Source organism: Nocardia sp. NBC_01377, assembly GCF_045040005.1.
GTDB classification, from domain to species: domain Bacteria; phylum Actinomycetota; class Actinomycetes; order Mycobacteriales; family Mycobacteriaceae; genus Nocardia; species Nocardia noduli.
In genome coordinates this window covers 1,901,676-1,917,641 of the sequence record NZ_CP109566.1, presented here as the reverse complement: position 1 = coordinate 1,917,641, position 15,966 = coordinate 1,901,676, and the positions used below count along the sequence as shown (strand labels likewise).

The 15,966-nt window shown below is 66.6% G+C and carries 13 protein-coding genes; 6 read left to right on the top strand and 7 right to left on the bottom strand.

Translation table 11 applies throughout. The features are described from left to right. Window positions 1–17 precede the first annotated feature (17 nt). From OG225_RS08610 to OG225_RS08580, 7 genes are read right to left on the bottom strand one after another with little or no spacing between them, the layout of a single operon-like run. On the bottom strand, window positions 18–1,322 hold the full coding sequence (locus tag OG225_RS08610; RefSeq protein ID WP_405181192.1) for an LLM class flavin-dependent oxidoreductase: 1,305 nt from the start codon (window positions 1,320–1,322) through the stop codon (window positions 18–20). Then, the gene (locus OG225_RS08605) at window positions 1,319–3,124 is read right to left on the bottom strand and encodes an FAD-binding protein (RefSeq protein WP_405181191.1); all 1,806 of its coding nucleotides are present in this window, start codon (window positions 3,122–3,124) and stop codon (window positions 1,319–1,321) included. Before OG225_RS08605 ends, OG225_RS08610 begins: the two co-directional genes overlap by 4 nt. After that, a complete protein-coding gene (locus OG225_RS08600; RefSeq protein ID WP_405181190.1) occupies window positions 3,124–4,101 on the bottom strand; it encodes a 3-carboxyethylcatechol 2,3-dioxygenase in 978 nt (325 codons plus the stop codon). The genes OG225_RS08605 and OG225_RS08600 overlap by 1 nt, the downstream gene beginning before the upstream one ends. Then, a complete protein-coding gene (locus OG225_RS08595; RefSeq protein ID WP_405181189.1) occupies window positions 4,058–5,713 on the bottom strand; it encodes a bifunctional 3-(3-hydroxy-phenyl)propionate/3-hydroxycinnamic acid hydroxylase in 1,656 nt (551 codons plus the stop codon). The genes OG225_RS08600 and OG225_RS08595 overlap by 44 nt, the downstream gene beginning before the upstream one ends. Beyond that, window positions 5,710–6,579: an alpha/beta fold hydrolase gene (locus tag OG225_RS08590; protein WP_405181188.1), complete on the bottom strand. Its 870-nt coding sequence runs from the start codon at window positions 6,577–6,579 to the stop codon at window positions 5,710–5,712. The genes OG225_RS08595 and OG225_RS08590 overlap by 4 nt, the downstream gene beginning before the upstream one ends. Window positions 6,580–6,620: 41 nt before the next feature. Next, entirely contained in the window at window positions 6,621–8,249 is a 1,629-nt protein-coding gene (locus OG225_RS08585) for an FAD-dependent oxidoreductase (protein WP_405181187.1), read from the bottom strand. A 35-nt stretch (window positions 8,250–8,284) separates the two neighbouring features. Beyond that, complete coding sequence (locus tag OG225_RS08580; RefSeq protein ID WP_405181186.1) at window positions 8,285–9,823, bottom strand: AMP-binding protein; 1,539 nt, start codon at window positions 9,821–9,823, stop codon at window positions 8,285–8,287. Between the two features lie 219 nt (window positions 9,824–10,042). On the opposite strand from OG225_RS08580, the gene OG225_RS08575 reads away from it, so the two are divergent. From OG225_RS08575 to OG225_RS08550, 6 genes are all read left to right on the top strand, one after another. Beyond that, window positions 10,043–10,903 (top strand): mycofactocin-coupled SDR family oxidoreductase, encoded by an 861-nt coding sequence (locus OG225_RS08575; RefSeq protein ID WP_109524128.1) that lies wholly within the window; start codon window positions 10,043–10,045, stop codon window positions 10,901–10,903. Between the two features lie 125 nt (window positions 10,904–11,028). Then, window positions 11,029–12,393 (top strand): cytochrome P450, encoded by a 1,365-nt coding sequence (locus tag OG225_RS08570; protein WP_405181185.1) that lies wholly within the window; start codon window positions 11,029–11,031, stop codon window positions 12,391–12,393. Further along, a complete protein-coding gene (locus OG225_RS08565) occupies window positions 12,390–13,484 on the top strand; it encodes an amidohydrolase family protein (protein WP_405181184.1) in 1,095 nt (364 codons plus the stop codon). Before OG225_RS08570 ends, OG225_RS08565 begins: the two co-directional genes overlap by 4 nt. 31 nt (window positions 13,485–13,515) lie before the next feature. Then, entirely contained in the window at window positions 13,516–14,661 is a 1,146-nt protein-coding gene (locus OG225_RS08560) for an amidohydrolase family protein (protein WP_405181183.1), read from the top strand. Next, the gene (locus OG225_RS08555; protein ID WP_109524124.1) at window positions 14,662–15,063 is read left to right on the top strand and encodes a Rieske (2Fe-2S) protein; all 402 of its coding nucleotides are present in this window, start codon (window positions 14,662–14,664) and stop codon (window positions 15,061–15,063) included. A 22-nt stretch (window positions 15,064–15,085) separates the two neighbouring features. Beyond that, window positions 15,086–15,952, top strand: coding sequence for an alpha/beta fold hydrolase (locus OG225_RS08550; RefSeq protein ID WP_216906408.1), 867 nt, complete (start codon window positions 15,086–15,088; stop codon window positions 15,950–15,952). The last annotated feature ends 14 nt before the right edge of the window (window positions 15,953–15,966 follow it).

Below are 15,966 nucleotides of genomic sequence, written 5' to 3'. Positions count from 1 at the left end.
GGCACCCACACTCGCGGTCATGATGACGCTTCTCCCGCGGCGCGTTCGGCGGCCTGGGCCTGGCCCGCCGCCATCTCCTCCATCGCCTCGGGGATCTCGCTCGCGGTGAAGGAGCCACCGCGACCGGTCGGCAGACCACCGAACGCGTACTCCTCGTCCATCGTGGGAACGGCCCACGGCCTACGACGCGTCTCGGCCTTGGCCAGGATCGGCTCCATCCGCTTGGCCTTGGCCTTCACCGCCGCCGCGTCACGCTCGATGAATTCCGGCAGGACCTCCTTGCCCATCAACTCGATGGATTCCAGCGTGGCCTCGTGCGCCCGCGGATTCAACAGCAGGATGATCTCGTCGACACCGGAAGCCTCGTAGCTGCGCAGGAATTCACGCACCGTCTCCGGCGAACCGATCGCGCCGCGGCCGGGACCGTAGGCCAGGGTCGGGTCGTTGGCGACCTCCGAGGCGTAGGTCTCCCACACCTTCGTACGACCCGGGGTGTGCATCCCGGTCATGTAGTAGTGCATGATCCCGAACGAGAAGAACCCGCCACCGATTCCGAGCCGCTCGACGGCCTGCTCGTCGGTGGGAGCCACCATCATCGACAGATCGCCGCCGATGGCGAGGATATTCGGGTTCATCACCGGGATCGACGGGGCGGCGGCATTCTCGAACTCGTCGTAGTAGCCACGAACCCGCTCGCCCAGCGCCTCGGGACCGGTGTAGGCGAAACTCAGTGCGCCCATACCCTTCTGCGCCGCCATCTGCACCGACGAGGGCCGCGTACAGGCGACCCACACCGGCGGGTGCGGCCGCTGCAACGGCTTGGGCACCACATTGCGCGCCGGCATCTGGATGTGCTCACCCTTGAAACCGGTGAACGGCTCCTCCACCATGCAGCGGATGGCGACCTGAACGGCCTCTTCCCACTGATCGCGCTTGTCGGCCGGGTCGATGTTGAAGCCGCCGAGCTCGCCGACCGAGGAGGACTCACCGGTACCGAACTCCACCCGGCCGTTCGAGATGAGGTCGAGGGTCGCGACACGTTCGGCGATGCGCGCCGGGTGGTTGATGGCGGGCGGCATATGCATGATGCCGAACCCCAGACGGATGTCCTTGGTGCGCTGACTGGCCGCGGCCAGGAACATCTCGGGCGCGGTGGAGTGGCAGTACTCCTCCAGGAAGTGGTGCTCGGTCAGCCAGACCGTCGAGAAGCCCGCCTTGTCGGCGGCCTCCACCTCCTTCAAACCCTCCTGGAACATCTTCTGCTCGTCATCAGCAGCCCACGGCCGCGGCAGGGCGAACTCGTAGAACAGGGATACCTTCATCTATTTCCTCCGATGGAATCGAACGGCGAGTCGGTGTCGGCGGCCGCGGCGGCGGGCTCGGGCCGGATGTTGTCGTCCGTGTCGGGCGCGGTGTCGGTCTGCGCGGCAATGTGTTTCACCGCGATGTAGCCGAAGGTCATGGCCGGACCGATGGTCGCGCCCGCGCCGGCGTAGCTGCGACCCATCACCGGGGCCGACGCGTTGCCGACCGCGTAGAGCCCGGCGATCACGCCGCCGTCCTCGCGCAGCACCCTGGCGTGCTCGTCGGTGCTGAGCCCGCCCGAGGTGCCGAGATCGCCCAGGACCATGCGGAACGCGTAGTACGGGGGTTTGCCCAGCGGCGCGAGATTGGGGTTCGGCAGCGTCGGGTCGCCGTAGTAGTTGTCGTAGACGCTCACGCCACGGTGGAAGTCCTGGTCCTCGCCCTGCCGGGCCAACACGTCGAATCGCTCCGCGGTGGCGCGCAGCGCGTCGGCGGGCACGTCGATCCGCGCGGCGAGTTCGGCCCACGAGTTCGCCTCGCGCACCACCCCGGAGTCGAGCCAGGCCTGCGGGATCTTGCGGCCCGTCGGTACCGGCGCGAACGGAATCTTCGGCAGCGGAAGATGTCCCGCGACCACGTAGCGGTGGAACGAGCGCGCGTCGGTGATCAGCCAGCACGGGATGTGCGAGACGCCGGAGCGCTGGCCCTCGATCATCGCGTGACCGAAGTCCATGTACGGCGCGGCCTCGTTGATGAACCGCTCGCCCGCGCCGTTGACGATGAACTGCGAGGGCATCATGCGTTCGTTGAGCATGAATTGCATACGGCCGTCGGGCCATTGGATCGCCGGGAACCACCAGGACTCGTCCATGAGTTCGGTGGCCGCGCCGACCTGCTGTCCCGCGCGGATGCCGTCGCCGACCGCGAGCGGATTGCCGAAACTCCAGTCGTCCTCGATCTCGGGCAGGTGCTCCTTGCGCCAGGCCATGTCGTGGTCGAACCCGCCCGCCGCGATGATCACCCCGCCCCTGGCCTCGACGCGCAACCGCTTACCGCCGCGTTCGATCACCGCGCCGATCACCGAACCGTCGGCCGCGGTGATGAGCGAGCTCATCGGAGAGCTGAGCCAGAGCGGAATATTCCTGTCCCGCATCGCGAGTCGCAACCGCGCCACCAACGACTGCCCGATGGCGGCGATCCGGTCGCCGAAGACACGCGCCCGGAACATCCGCCACAGCAGTTTGAGCAGGACGGCCTTGCCGCGCCAGTTCTGGCGCACCTGATAGAACAGTCGCAGATCCTTCGGCCCGAGCCAGATGCCCTTGGGCGCCAACGCCAGTGGCGCGAGCAGGTTCTGCTCCTCGTCGCCGAGCACCCGCAGATCGATGGGCGGCACATTGATCGTGCTGCCCTGTTCGGAGCCGCCCGGCAATTCCGGGTAGTAGTCCGCGTAGCCGGGCTTCCACACGAATTCCAGCCACGGACCGCACTTCTCCAGGAATTCCATCATCGCGGGCGCCTGCTCCACATACGCGCGTAACCTCGCGTCGGTGACCAGCCCCTCGGTGATGGTCCGCAGGTAGGTGACGACCTCTTCGGGATCGGGTGAGTATCCGTCGCGACGCTGCGCGGGAGCGTTGGGCACCCAGATGCCGCCGCCGGACAGCGCGGTGGAACCGCCGTAGCGATCGGCCTTCTCGACTACCAGCACGTCGAGTCCGGCGTCGGCGGCCGTGAGCGCCGCGGCCATACCGCCGCCACCCGAGCCGATCACCAGGACGTCGACGGATTCGTCGAAGGTCTCGGACGTCTCGGACATCACTGTCTTCTCCTGTCGTTCGCCCGCGTGGTCCGGTCGGTGTCCGGAATCGCGGTGCGCACGGCGAATCCGGCGATCAGCGCCGGGGCCGCGCGGTAGTAGCGCACACCGGTCAGGTAGCTGCCCTGGGTCGCCAGGGCGGCGTAGGCGGCCACCCAGGTGCGGATCTCGTGGGCGGAATTGCCGCCCTCGCGGGTGATCGTGGCGTTGTCCCAGTCGTCGAACGCGTCGAGCCTGCCCTCGTCGACGAGATCGAGGAACAGCCGATCCCAGTCCGGATTGAGGGGTTTGAGGGGGCTTTCCGCGACCGCGAAGTCGCGAGCGGCCGCGATCACCGCCGTCTGCCTGGCCGCGCGCTGCTCCGGTGTCTGCGGCGTCCCGTGCACGATCCGGTCGAGCACCGGGCCGCTGGCCGTGGCTCGCGCGGGAACGGGCGGATCGTGCGACAGTCCGCCCGAGCCGATGAGCAACACCCGCTTGTCCAGGGACGCCAGGTATTCGCCGACCGCCCTGCCGAGAGCCGCGGCGCGACGCAGCGGTCCCAGCGGTGTCGCCACCGCGTTGACGAAGATCGGGATCACCGGAAGCGCGCGAGCGTCGCCGAGCAGTCGCTGCAACGGCTGGGTGGTCGCGTGGTCGACGTCCATCGTCGCCGAGACCGAAATGTCCACGCCCGCGTCGAGTATCGCCTGCGCGCAGTCGCCCGCCAGTTGCTCGGGCACGTCGAGCGTACCCGCGTAAGTGCCGTAGTCGCCGATGCCCTGCGCCGAGGTGCCGAGGCAGAACGGCGGCATCAGGCGGTAGAAGAAGCCGTTGTAGTGATCGGGCGAGAACGTCACCACCAGTTCCGGATCCCAGGCCCGCACGAATTCGCGCGCCTGCGCGAGCGCGCCGCCGACGTCGTCGACGAGTTCGGCCTCGGGCCCCGGCAGATCAAGCAGAGGGCTGTGCGAGACGCAGCACAGAGCCAGCGGCATGGTCACCTCCGTCGGTCAGACCGAGCGCGGCGAACAACTCCGCGCTCAATTCGGGGGCGAGTTGGGCGATACACGCACCGGCCACACAGCGGTCGGGACGCAGGAACAGCACCGAATCCAACTGCCCGTCGAACCAACTCTTGAGCGCACCGGTCCGGTCGCCGACGACGACCACATCGGGATCGTCGTGGCCGGTCCAGTGCAGCTGTGTCGCGGGCCTGGCGGCGACGAAGACCGCGCCCAGCGATTTCCATCGCGCGAAGGCCGCCTCGCCGAGTACCTCGCGGGGCCGGTTGTTCCAGCACAGCACCGCGAACCACGGGCCGAGCACCTCGTCGAGCGGTACATCGGAACGATCCCTGGTGTCCACGCGCGGCTGGATGAACAGTGTGCCGACGGCCGAGCGTGGCGAGCGAGTGTGCTTGTGCACCACCGCGCCCTGGTCGTAGCGCGGCATCGGCTTGAACCGCATGCCGAGCACATAGCGCTTCACCGGCGGTATGGCCGCCGCGATCCGCACCGCGACATCGCGGAAAGCCGTGACCCCGGGGTTGGTCGGCGAGATGACCTTGCCCACCATCGTGGACAGGTCGATCATGGCGCGGGCGTGTTTGCGCCGCTCCTGGTCGTAGCTGTCCAGCAGGGCGTCGCCCGCGTGGCCGTTGACCACGGCGGCGAGTTTCCAGCCCAGATTCGCCGCGTCCCTGATCCCGCTGTTGTATCCCTGGCCCTGCCAGACCGGCATCAGGTGCGCCGCGTCGCCCGCGAGCAGCAGCCTGCCGCGCCGGAACGCGCTCGCGATACGCGAATGGTGGGTGTACACCCGTCGCCTGATGACATCGACCTGATCCGGGTACGGCACGAACGGCGCGATCATCTTCGCGACGAACGCGGGATCCTCGGCCAGTTCGTCGGGTTCGTCGTCGTGGATCATGAATTCGAAACGCCGGATGCCGTGCGCGATCGAGACCGAGACATTCGGCCGTGCCGGATCGGCCCCGACCTCGATATTGGGATGCCCCAACGGATCCGAGGCGATATCGACGACGAGCCAGCGGGTCGAGGACGTCGTCCCCTCGAAGCTGACGTCCATCTGATGCCTGGTCGCGCTCCGGCCGCCGTCGCACCCGACCACGTACCGCGCGGCGATCGTCGAGGACCCCCGCGGGCCGTCGACCACCACGCGCACCGTCTCGCTCGCGTCCGCGCACGACCGCATGGCGTGGTGCCACAGGATCTCGACACTCGGATAGCGGTCCAGACCGGCGAGCAGTTCGGCGTCGACGAGCGGCTGGACGAAACCGTTGCGTTTCGGCCATCCGAACGAGGTGTCGGTGGGCGCTATCTCGGCGAGCAGTTTGCGTCGGGCGTCGACGAATCGCAGGATCTGGTTCGGTGTGGTGTGCGGGAGGATTCGATCGGTCAGCCCGATCGACTGGAAGGTGCGCAGCGATTCGTCGTCGAGCCCGACGCCGCGCGGATAGTCGATCAGGGTGGCCCGTTCCTCGACGACCAGGACGCGAACGCCGTGGCGGCCCAGGATATTGGCCAGGGTCAGTCCCACCGGTCCCGCGCCGACCAGGACCACATCCGCTGTGCATTCCTCGGTCACGGCCGACCGCCGAGCAGATGGTCGAGGTGGATGGCGTCGAAGGTCTTCGCGTCCTCGTACTGTGGCCAGTGCCCGCAGTCGGGCATGACCTCGAAACGCGCGCCGGGAATCATCGACGCGATACGCCGTCCCTCGCTGACGTCCGCGGTCGGGTCGTCACTGGTCCACAGCACCAGGGTCGGCGCCTTGATGCCGCCGTACTCCTTCTCCCCCAGCAGATTTCGCTGACGGATCTCCGGGTCCTGCAACGCCATGATGTCGCGCATGGCGGCGACGAAACCGGGCTGACGATAGATCCGCTGCCTGCTGGCAACGATATCGTCGTAATCCTTGGTCTTGTCGGCCATCAGCCATTTGATCCTGGCCTGCACCGTTTCCCAGGTCGGATCGCTCACCGCCGCCATGGACAGCGTCACGATGCGCGCCATGACGACCGGATCGGCCTGGGAACCGCCCGCGGTGTTGAGCACGAGGCGGTCGACGCGGTCCGGGTGGTCGAACGCCGCACGCGCCGCGACCCAGCCGCCCAGCGACTCACCGCTCAGGCTCACCTTCTCGACCCCGATCGCGTCGAAGAACGCGATGAGATGGTCGACGTAGTGGGCGATCTCGAGCGGATGACCGGGTTTGTCGGTGTACCCGTGCCCCAGCATGTCGATGGACCACGTCGAGAAATGCTCGGCGTGCGCCTCCAGATTGCGGATATAGGCCTCGGCGTGACCGCCGGACCCGTGCAGCAACACCAAGGTCGGCAGCGACGGGTCACCGGCGTGCAGGTACCGCGTGCGCACTCCGCCCACGTCGAGGTATCCCTGGGTGAAGGACACACCCTGTAGGTCGCTCCAGATGCTTTCGTACTCGGCCACTCGCTACCTCCATCTCCCCGGCGCAGTCGCCCGTCTGTGTGTCAGCACTCGACCGACTTACCGGTCGCCGCCGTATATCCGGCGCGAAAACCCCACGTCATCCCAGGGCCGATGGTGCCGCCCGCGCCGCCGTAGGCGCGGCCGGTGACACCGGCCATCGCGTTGCCCGCCGCGAACAGACCGGGCAGCACGTGCCCGTCGACGTGCAGCACCCGGCCGTCGCGATCGGTACGCGGTCCGCCCTTGGTGCCCATCGCGCCGACGGTCACCGGCACCGCGTAATACGGCCCGGTGTCCAGCGGTCCGAGGGTGCGCCCCGCGGCGGTGGCGGCCGAGTCGTCGCCCCACCACCCGTCGTAGGCGCTCGATCCGCGGCCCCAGTCCGGGTCCACCTCGTCGGCGACGGCGCTGTTCCAGCGCGCGACGGTCGCGGTGAGGCCGTCCGGGTCGATACCGGTCTTCGCGGCCAGTTCGGCGAGATCCGCGGATTCGCAGAACCAGTCCGGCACCGCATCACCCGGCGCGATGCCGAGAAATCCGTAGCGCCGCAGGTGAATCGCGTCGAAGACGATCCAGGCCGGATCGTTGACGTACCCGCCACGCGGGTCGAGGTAGTGGAAAGCGCCCGCCATCGAGTTGTACTCGGACGCCTCGTTGACGAACCGCGTGCCCGCGCGATTGACCATGATGCTGCGGGGTCGGGTGCGTTCGAGGCGGACGCTGCGGCTGCGCGGTTGCCCGTCGATGGTGTCGCCGGGGATCCGCACGATGGGGACCCACCAGGCTTCGCTCATGGTGCCGAGGTCGGCGCCGTGCGCCATGGCCATGCGCAAACCGTCGCCGGTGTTGTTCGGCGGTGACACCGCGCCGTGCATCGGCCCGCGCAGATAGGCCTTGACCAGGTTCCGATCCCATTCGAAACCGCCGGTGGCCAGGATGACACCGCCGCGCGCCCGAACGGCGAGTTCGCCTGTCGCCGTGGCGAACCGGACGCCGACGATGGCGCCGTCCTCGGCGATCAGCTCGACCGCGCGCGCGTCGGTGCGCGGTCGCACGCCCGCCGCGAGTACACCCGCGAGCAATCCGGCGACCAGGGCGGTGCCCGCCACGCACGGATCACCGGCCTCGTTGTCGACGGTGACGTGCAGCCTGGCCCTGGTCTCCGCGTCGAAACCGACATTGCTCCAGTCGGCGGGGAACGCGGTGATGCGGTCGCTCCACTCGCCGAGCCTGGTCAGATCGAAGGCCACCGGACTCAGCGAGCGTCCGCCCGTTGGTCTGCCACCGGGCAGTTCGGGTTTGTAATCCGGGAAACCATCGGCGATTTCGAAGCGGACGCCGCTGTGCTCCTCCACGAAGTCGACCATCGCCGCACCGGTGCGCACGAAGGTGTCGACCAGTTCGTCGTCCATCGAGCCGAATGCTTGCGCGCGTAAGTAGCTCAAAGCGGCCTCGGCGGTCAGCTCTCCGTCCGGAGACCGGCCATGCGCGGGAATCCAGGCGATTCCACCGGAGACGGCGCTGGTGCCCCCGATGGTGGCGGACTTCTCGAACAGGGCCACCTCCGCGCCGTTGACGGCGGCGCTGAGAGCGGCTGTCAGACCGGCGGCTCCACTGCCGAGCACGACAACGTCGACAGTATCGTCCCAGGTAGAGGGTGGGTTTCTCATGAAAACCTCCATCTTCTAATAAGAGAATCGTATTCTCACAGCGACGCGTCCGCAATAGCTGCCCGAAGCAGATGTTTCTGGACTTTCCCGCTGGCGGTGCGGGGATACTCCGCGACCTCGAAAAGCCGCTCCGGCCACTTCTGGCGCGCGATACCCGCCGCCTCGAAATATTGCCGCACCCCGTCCAAGGACGGCATGGGATGCCCGGACCGCAACCGCAGCACGGCGCCGACCTGTTCACCGAATCGGTTGTCCGGCACGGCGACCACCACCGCCTCGGCGACCTCGGGCATGCCGAGGAGCAACTCCTCCACCTCGAGCGCGCTGATGTTCTCGCCACCGCGAATGATGATGTCGGATTTGCGATCCGTGATCGTGAGGTGACCGTCCGGGTGCAGGACGCCGATATCGCCGGTGTGGTACCAGCCATCGGCGTCGAAGACCTTCGCCGTCAACGATTCATCGAGATACCCTACGCACAGGTCCGGCCCCCGGCTCAGGATTTCGCCATCTTCGGCCAACCTGATCTCGACACCGGGCATCGGCCTGCCGTCGGTCGCCAACCGTTCGAATTCCGGCGCGTCGAACAGCGACCCGGAGATCGACGGATGTTCGGTGCTGCCGTAGGCACGGAAAGCGGTGATGCCGAGAGCGGCCAGCCTGCGGGTGACCGCGAGCGGCACCGCCGACCCGCCGAGCCCGAAGTACTGCACCCCGCGCAGATGTTCCGGGGTGAAATCGGGATGCTCGAGCAGACTCGTCACGAAATACGGTGGACCGCCGCCGATCGCGAGGCCGTCGTCCTTCATCAACGCCAGCGCCCGCTTCGGATCCCAGGCGTCGGCGAGGTGGATCGACTTACCGTGCAGCACCGGGATGACGAACGCGCCGACCATTCCGATGAAATGACCGACCGGTGCGGCGGTCAGCTGGACGCTGCGGTCACGGACATTGCGCTCGGACAGCTGCCTGGCCTCGCACCCGAGCGTCTGATGACTGTGCACCACCGCCTTGGGCGCGCTCGTGGTGCCCGAGGTGAAGGCGATCAGCGCCGGCGCGGCCGGATCGGTGCTCAGCGTGCCGGTCATCGGCTCGTCGGCGAGCAGTTGTTCGAAATCGCGCCCGACCACGCCGACCACCGGGATGTCGGCGCAGACATCGGGTTCGTAGATCATCCGGCCGAAGCGCTCGGCGGTGATGAAGACGCTCGGCCGGGCGGTCTCGAAGATGTGCGCGAGTTCCTTGCGCCCGTAGAAGTGCACGATCGGCACGACCGCGGCGCCGAGGAAGGCCGACGCCCAGAAGGTGGCCGCCGCTTCCATCCAGTTGGGTAGCTGGAAGGCGATGACATCGCCCGACCCGATACCCCGCGCGCGCAGGCCCGCGGCCAGCCTGCGCGCGACCAGTTCGACCTCGCCGACCGTGCCCGACCACGGCCTGACATCGGAGTGCACGCGGAAATCTCTGTCCCGAGCCGGCGCGAGACTGCGACTCAGCAGGTCACCGAGCGTATCGGAGGTCCACCAGCCCTCCTGCTCGTATCGGGTCCGCAGTTCAGAGGGAATCGTTCGCATGTGAAAACACCATTCTCAGTACGCGAGAGGAACTAATATGCGATGCACCGACACCGCCTCGAACGAGTGTGAACGGGAGCGCGCGTATCCGCAGCGAGAATGGCATCAATTCGCCAGGTAGATGCCGGAGTCTTGCAGGCAATCTATGGGTAGAGTACCGTTCTCATATAGCGGAAGTAAAATTCTTGCGCATCGGTTGGGGGATAGAAAGGGATCACTGTGGGACGTGTTGCGGGCAAAGTTGCATTCATCACGGGCGCCGCGCGTGGCCAGGGTCGTAGCCACGCTGTGCGACTGGCCGAAGAAGGCGCTGACATCATCGCGATCGACTTGTGCGAGAGCCTGACCACCGTCGGATACGCGTTGGCGACGCCCGAGGATCTGGAGGAGACCGCGGCCCTGGTGACCAAGACCGGGCAGCGCTGCTTCACCGCCAAGGCCGATGTGCGTGACGCCGCGCAGCTCAAGGCCGCGCTCGAGGCCGGTATCGCGGAACTGGGCAGGCTCGACATCGTCATCGCCCAGGCGGGCATCGCCGGTATGAAGGGCGAGCCGCAGATCGACGCGTGGACCGACGTCATCAACACCAACCTGGTCGGCACCATCAACGCCATCCAGGTCGCGCTCCCCCACCTGAGCGAAGGCGCCGCCATCGTCGCGACCGGTTCGACCGCCGCGCTGATGGACACCTCCAAGGTGGACGTGCCCGGCAAGGATCTCGGCGGCGCGGCCTACGTGCACTCCAAGCGTGCGCTGGCGTCGTACGTCCACGACCTCGCCACCCATATCGCACCGCGCGGAATCCGCGTCAACACCGTGCATCCGACCAACTGCAACACCCCGATGCTGCAGAGCGAGCCGATGTACCGCTCGTTCCGCCCGGATCTGGAGCACCCGACCCGCGCGGATGCCGAGCCGGTCTTCGGTGTGCAGCAGGCGATGCCGATTCCGTACATCGAGCCCGAGGACATCAGCAACGCCATCCTGTTCCTGGTCTCCGACGAAGGTCGTTACGTCACCGGCGTGCAGTTGCGCGTCGACGGCGGCGGCTACCTGAAGTGGTACGACTTCAAGATCTGAACGACCTGATCGCGCCGCGCCGTCTGACGGTGCGGCGCATATCTTTAGGTGGACAACCGGATTCGAGCGGCGAGCACCTGTCATTCGCGGGGCGGCCGACACCGTGATCAAAGAGAGACAACACCGTGAGCACTGACGACGTCGCCACTGACGAAGGCCGTAAGGGCACCCAGTACCACTTCGACCGGCACACCCCCGAATACCGGCACAAATTCCAAGAGATCACCGAAGAGATGCAGGCCAAATGTCCCGTGGCCTGGACCGAAACCCACGGCGGGCACTGGGTCGCCGCCAGCGGCAACGCGGTCTTCGAACTCGCCCGCTGCCCAGCGGTTTCCAATGACCACGACCTGAACAACGAACGCCGCGGCTACAAGGGCATCTCCATCCCCTACGCCAAGCGCGTCTCGGTCGTTCGCGGCGGCATCCTCGAGATGGACGATCCCGAACACCGCATCTATCGGGCGGTCCTGAACCCCTACCTGTCCCCCGCCGCGGTCAAGCGCTGGGAACCGTTCATCGACGAGATCACGCGCGCCGCCCTGGACGAGAAGATCGAGTCCGGCAGTATCGATTTCGTCGACGACCTCGCCAATATCGTCCCGGCCGTACTGACGCTGGCCATGCTCGGCATCCCCTTGAAGCAGTGGTCGATCTACAGCGAGCCCGTGCACGCGGCGGTCTACACCCCCGAGGACTCACCCGATGTCACCCGCGTCGCGGAGATGCACCGCGCGATGGGTCTCGACCTGCTCACCAACATGCACGAGATCAAGCAGAACCCGCGCCCCGGCCTGGTCAACGGCCTCGCCCAGCTCCGCATCGACGGCGAGCCCGCCCCCGACCTCGAACTGCTCGGCATGCTCGGCCTGATCATCGGCGGCGGCTTCGACACCACCACCGCGCTCACCGCCCATGCCCTGGAATGGCTTTCGGAGAACCCGGAACAGCGCACCACCCTCAGCGAGGAGCGCGACCACCTGCTCGACCCCGCCACCGAGGAATTCCTGCGCTTCTACACCCCCGCGCCCGGCGACGGACGCACCATCTCCGAAGACGTGACGATCGACAACACCCGGTTCAAAGAGGGTGAACGGCTGTGGCTGTCCTGGGCGATGGCCAACCGCGATCCCTCGATCTTCGAGGATCCGAACGAGATCGTCCTCGATCGCAAAGGCAACCGGCACTTCAGTTTCGGACTCGGCATCCACCGCTGCATCGGCTCGAACGTGGCGCGCACCGTCTTCAAATCCATGCTCACCGCCGTGCTGGACCGCATGCCCGATTTCCGCTGCGACCCCGAGGGCGCGGTGCACTACGACACCATCGGTGTCATCCAGGGCATGCGTAAACTCCCCGCCACCTTCACCCCGGGCAAACGTCTCGGCCCCGGCCTCGACGAGACACTCGAGACCCTGCAACTGGCCTGCGAGAAATACGGTCTGGCCGCGCCGGTCACCGAACGTCCGGAAGTCGCGCAGATTCGATGAAGTTCACCGCGGACGGTTCGAGCATCCCCGTCATCGATGCCAGCGTGCACATCTTCTTCGGTTCCAACAGGGATATGCGCGGTTTCCTGCGTGAGCCCTACAAGAGCCGTGGCATCCCCGATGCCGAGATGGACTGGTACGGCGCTCCCGGCGGCGAATACGCCCCCGGGACCAAACCCGAGGGCCGCGGCAAATACCCCGGTTCCGATCCGGAGTTCGTCGGAGGTCAACTGTTCGACGAACGCGGCGTCGACATCGCGATCCTGCATCCCATGACCCGCGGCATCCTGCCCGACCGCCATCTCACCACCGCGGTCCTGGCCGCGCACAACGAGATGCTGGTGACCCGCTGGCTCGACACCGGCGAATACGCCTCCCGGTTCCGCGGCACCATCCGCGTGAATCCGGAGGACATCCCGGGCGCGCTGCGCGAAATCCACAAGTGGGGTGACCATCCGGGCGTGGTCCAGATCGGCATCCCGCTGCAATCACGCGAGCTCTACGGCAAACCGCAGTTCTGGCCGCTGTGGGAAGCCGCGGCCGCGGCCGGACTTCCGGTGGCGGCGCACGTGGAGACCGGTGAGAGCATCGGGTTCGCGCCGACGCCTTCGGGACATCCGCGAACCTACGAGCAGTACCTGGGCTTCCAGTCGCTCAACTACATCTACCACCTGATGAACATGATCGCCGAGGGCGTTTTCGAACGATTCCCGGCGTTGAAATTCGTGTGGGCCGACGGGGCCGCGGATATGCTCACCCCGTTCACCTGGCGTATGGACACCTTCGGTCGCCCGCATCTCGAGCAGACACCCTGGGCGCCGCGCATGCCCAGCGATTATCTGCCCGGCCACGTGTACTTCGTCCAGGGCAGCCTGGATGGTCCCGGCGATACCGAATTCGCCGGTGAATGGCTCGGATTCACGGGCAAAGAAGATATGGTGATGTTCGGGTCCAGTTATCCACACTGGCACAGCGGCGATATCGACACGCTGCCTTCCGCACTCACCGCCGAACAGCGCGAGAAGCTCTGTTGGCGCAACGCGGCCGGACTCTACGGAATCGAAATTCCAGTTCCGTCGGGCACCCGGTAGTCGCTTTTCGGTCCCTTGCAAGGAGACGACCATGACCTTGGCCCATCAGCAAGCACGCGTACCGGCCGCCGAGCAGGTCGCCGTCCGGGTCGTCGACTCGGACGTCCACCCCGTGCCGCGGCGCGGGGAACTTCTCGAGTACATTCCCGAGCCGTATCGCACGTCGTACTTTCGTAGTCATCGCGTCGGGGACACCATCCTCTACGACGCGCCCGACTACGCCCACGCGTACGCGATGCGGGTGGATTCGTTCCCGGAGAACGGTGAATTCCCGGGCAGTGACCCGGATCTGGCGTTTCGTCAGTTGATCCTGGACGCGGGTTCGGATATCGCGATCCTGGAGCCGACCGTCAAGGCCGCGCGGTTGCCCGAGGCGACCCAGGCGTTGGCGACCGGGGTCAATCACTGGCTGGCCAACCACTGGCTCGACTCGCACAACAATTGGCACACCCGGTGGCGTGGTTCGATCTGCGCGGCGATCGACGATCCGGTCGGCGCGGTCCGCGAGATCGAGCACTGGGCGGGTCACGATTACATGTCCCAGATCCTCATCAAGGCCGAACCCCGTCCGGCGTGGGGTGATCCGAAGTACGACCCGATCTGGGCGGCGGCGACCAAGCACGACCTGGTGGTCAGCTGCCATCTGGCGCGGGGCGCGTTCGAGACGATGCCGATGACCCCGGTCGGATTCCCCAGCTACAACCACGATTTCATGGTCACCTACTCGCTGCTCGCGGCGAATCAGATCATGAGCCTGATCTTCGACGGTGTCTTCGACCGGTTCCCGACCCTGCGGATCGTGTTCGTCGAACACGCCTTCACCTGGATCCTGCCGTTGATGTGGCGGATGGACGCCATCTACGAGGCGCGTAAATCCTTCACCGGAATCCGGCGCAAGCCTTCGGAATACGTGAAGGAGCACATCAAGTTCACCACCCAGCCGCTGGACTACCCCGAGGACAAGACCGAGTTGACCCGGGCGTTCGAGTGGATGGACTGCGAGAAGATCCTGCTCTTCTCCTCCGACTACCCGCACTGGACCTTCGACGATCCCAGTTGGCTCGCGAAACATTTACCTACTTACGCGCGTGAGCGGGTGATGTTCCGCAACGGCATCGAGACCTACCACCTCCCGGAGACGGTGCCCGTGCTCCAGGGGCAGAGGCGGGTGTTCTGAGTGTCGGACACCTCGGGACCCGCCGGTGAGCGCAGGTTGGCGCAGGGGCGTGAGCACGTCGTCGCCACCGTCGACGAGATCCCGCCCGGGAAGTCGAAGGTGGTGCCGATCGGGCGGCACGGTGTCGGCGTCTACAACGTCGGCGGCACCTACTACGCGATCGCGAATTACTGTCCGCACGAGGGCGGTCCGCTGTGTTCGGGTCGGACCAGGGGGCGCACGGTCGTCGACGAGAGCGTGCCGGGTGACGCGGTCATGGTGCGGGACAAGGAATTCATCTTCTGTCCGTGGCACCAGTGGGGGTTCGAACTCGCTACCGGAACGACGGCGGTGAAGCCGGAGTGGAGTATCCGCACCTATCCGGTGCGGATCGTCGGTGACGACGTCGTCGTGACGGCATGAGTAACAGTCGAAGGAGACCGTGATGGGCTCGGTGGAGATCAACGGTGGCCGCGTCGCCTACGAGATACTGGGCGAGGCGGGCGAACTGATCGTGCTGACCCCCGGTGGGCGGTTCGGCATGGATATCCCCGGTTTGCGGCCACTCGCCCGGGCGTTGGTCGACGGCGGCTATCGGGTGCTGTTGTGGGACCGCCCGAACTGCGGTGATTCCGATGTGCAGTTCTACGGGCAGAGCGAATCGCATATGCGCGCGCAGACCCTGCACGGACTACTGACCGCGCTCGATACCGGGCCGTGCGTGCTCGCGGGCGGATCGGGCGGTGCGCGGGATTCGATGATCACCGCGATCCTGTATCCGGAACTGGTCGAGAGACTGGTGCTGTGGAATATCGTCGGCGGTGTGTACGGGTCGTTCAATCTCGGCTCGTACTACATCATGCCGAGTTTGCAGGCCGCGCGCGGCGGTGGTGTGGAGAGTCTGGTGCGGCTGCGCGAATGGCGTGAGCTGATCGAACGGAATCCGGCCAACAAGGAGCGATTGCTCGCGCTGGATCGGGACGAGTTCGTGAAACTGCAACTGCGCTGGCTCAACGCCTACGTCCCCAAACCCGGTCAGACCATTCCCGGCGTCGAGGACGAACTGTTCGACGGCATCACCGTGCCGACCATGATCATCCGGGGCGGGGAGAACGATCTGGACCACCCCAAACGCACCTCGCTGGAGGTGAGTTGCCTGATCCGCGGTTCGGTCCTGATCGACCCGCCGTGGCCCGAGGACGCGTGGGAACGCGCGATGGAAGATCGCGCGTCCGGAAAAGTGAACCGCTACAACCTGTTCGACACCTGGGTACTCGCCGCGCCCGCCATCCTGCGATTCCTGAGCAGCTGATGGCCGCGCGCGAT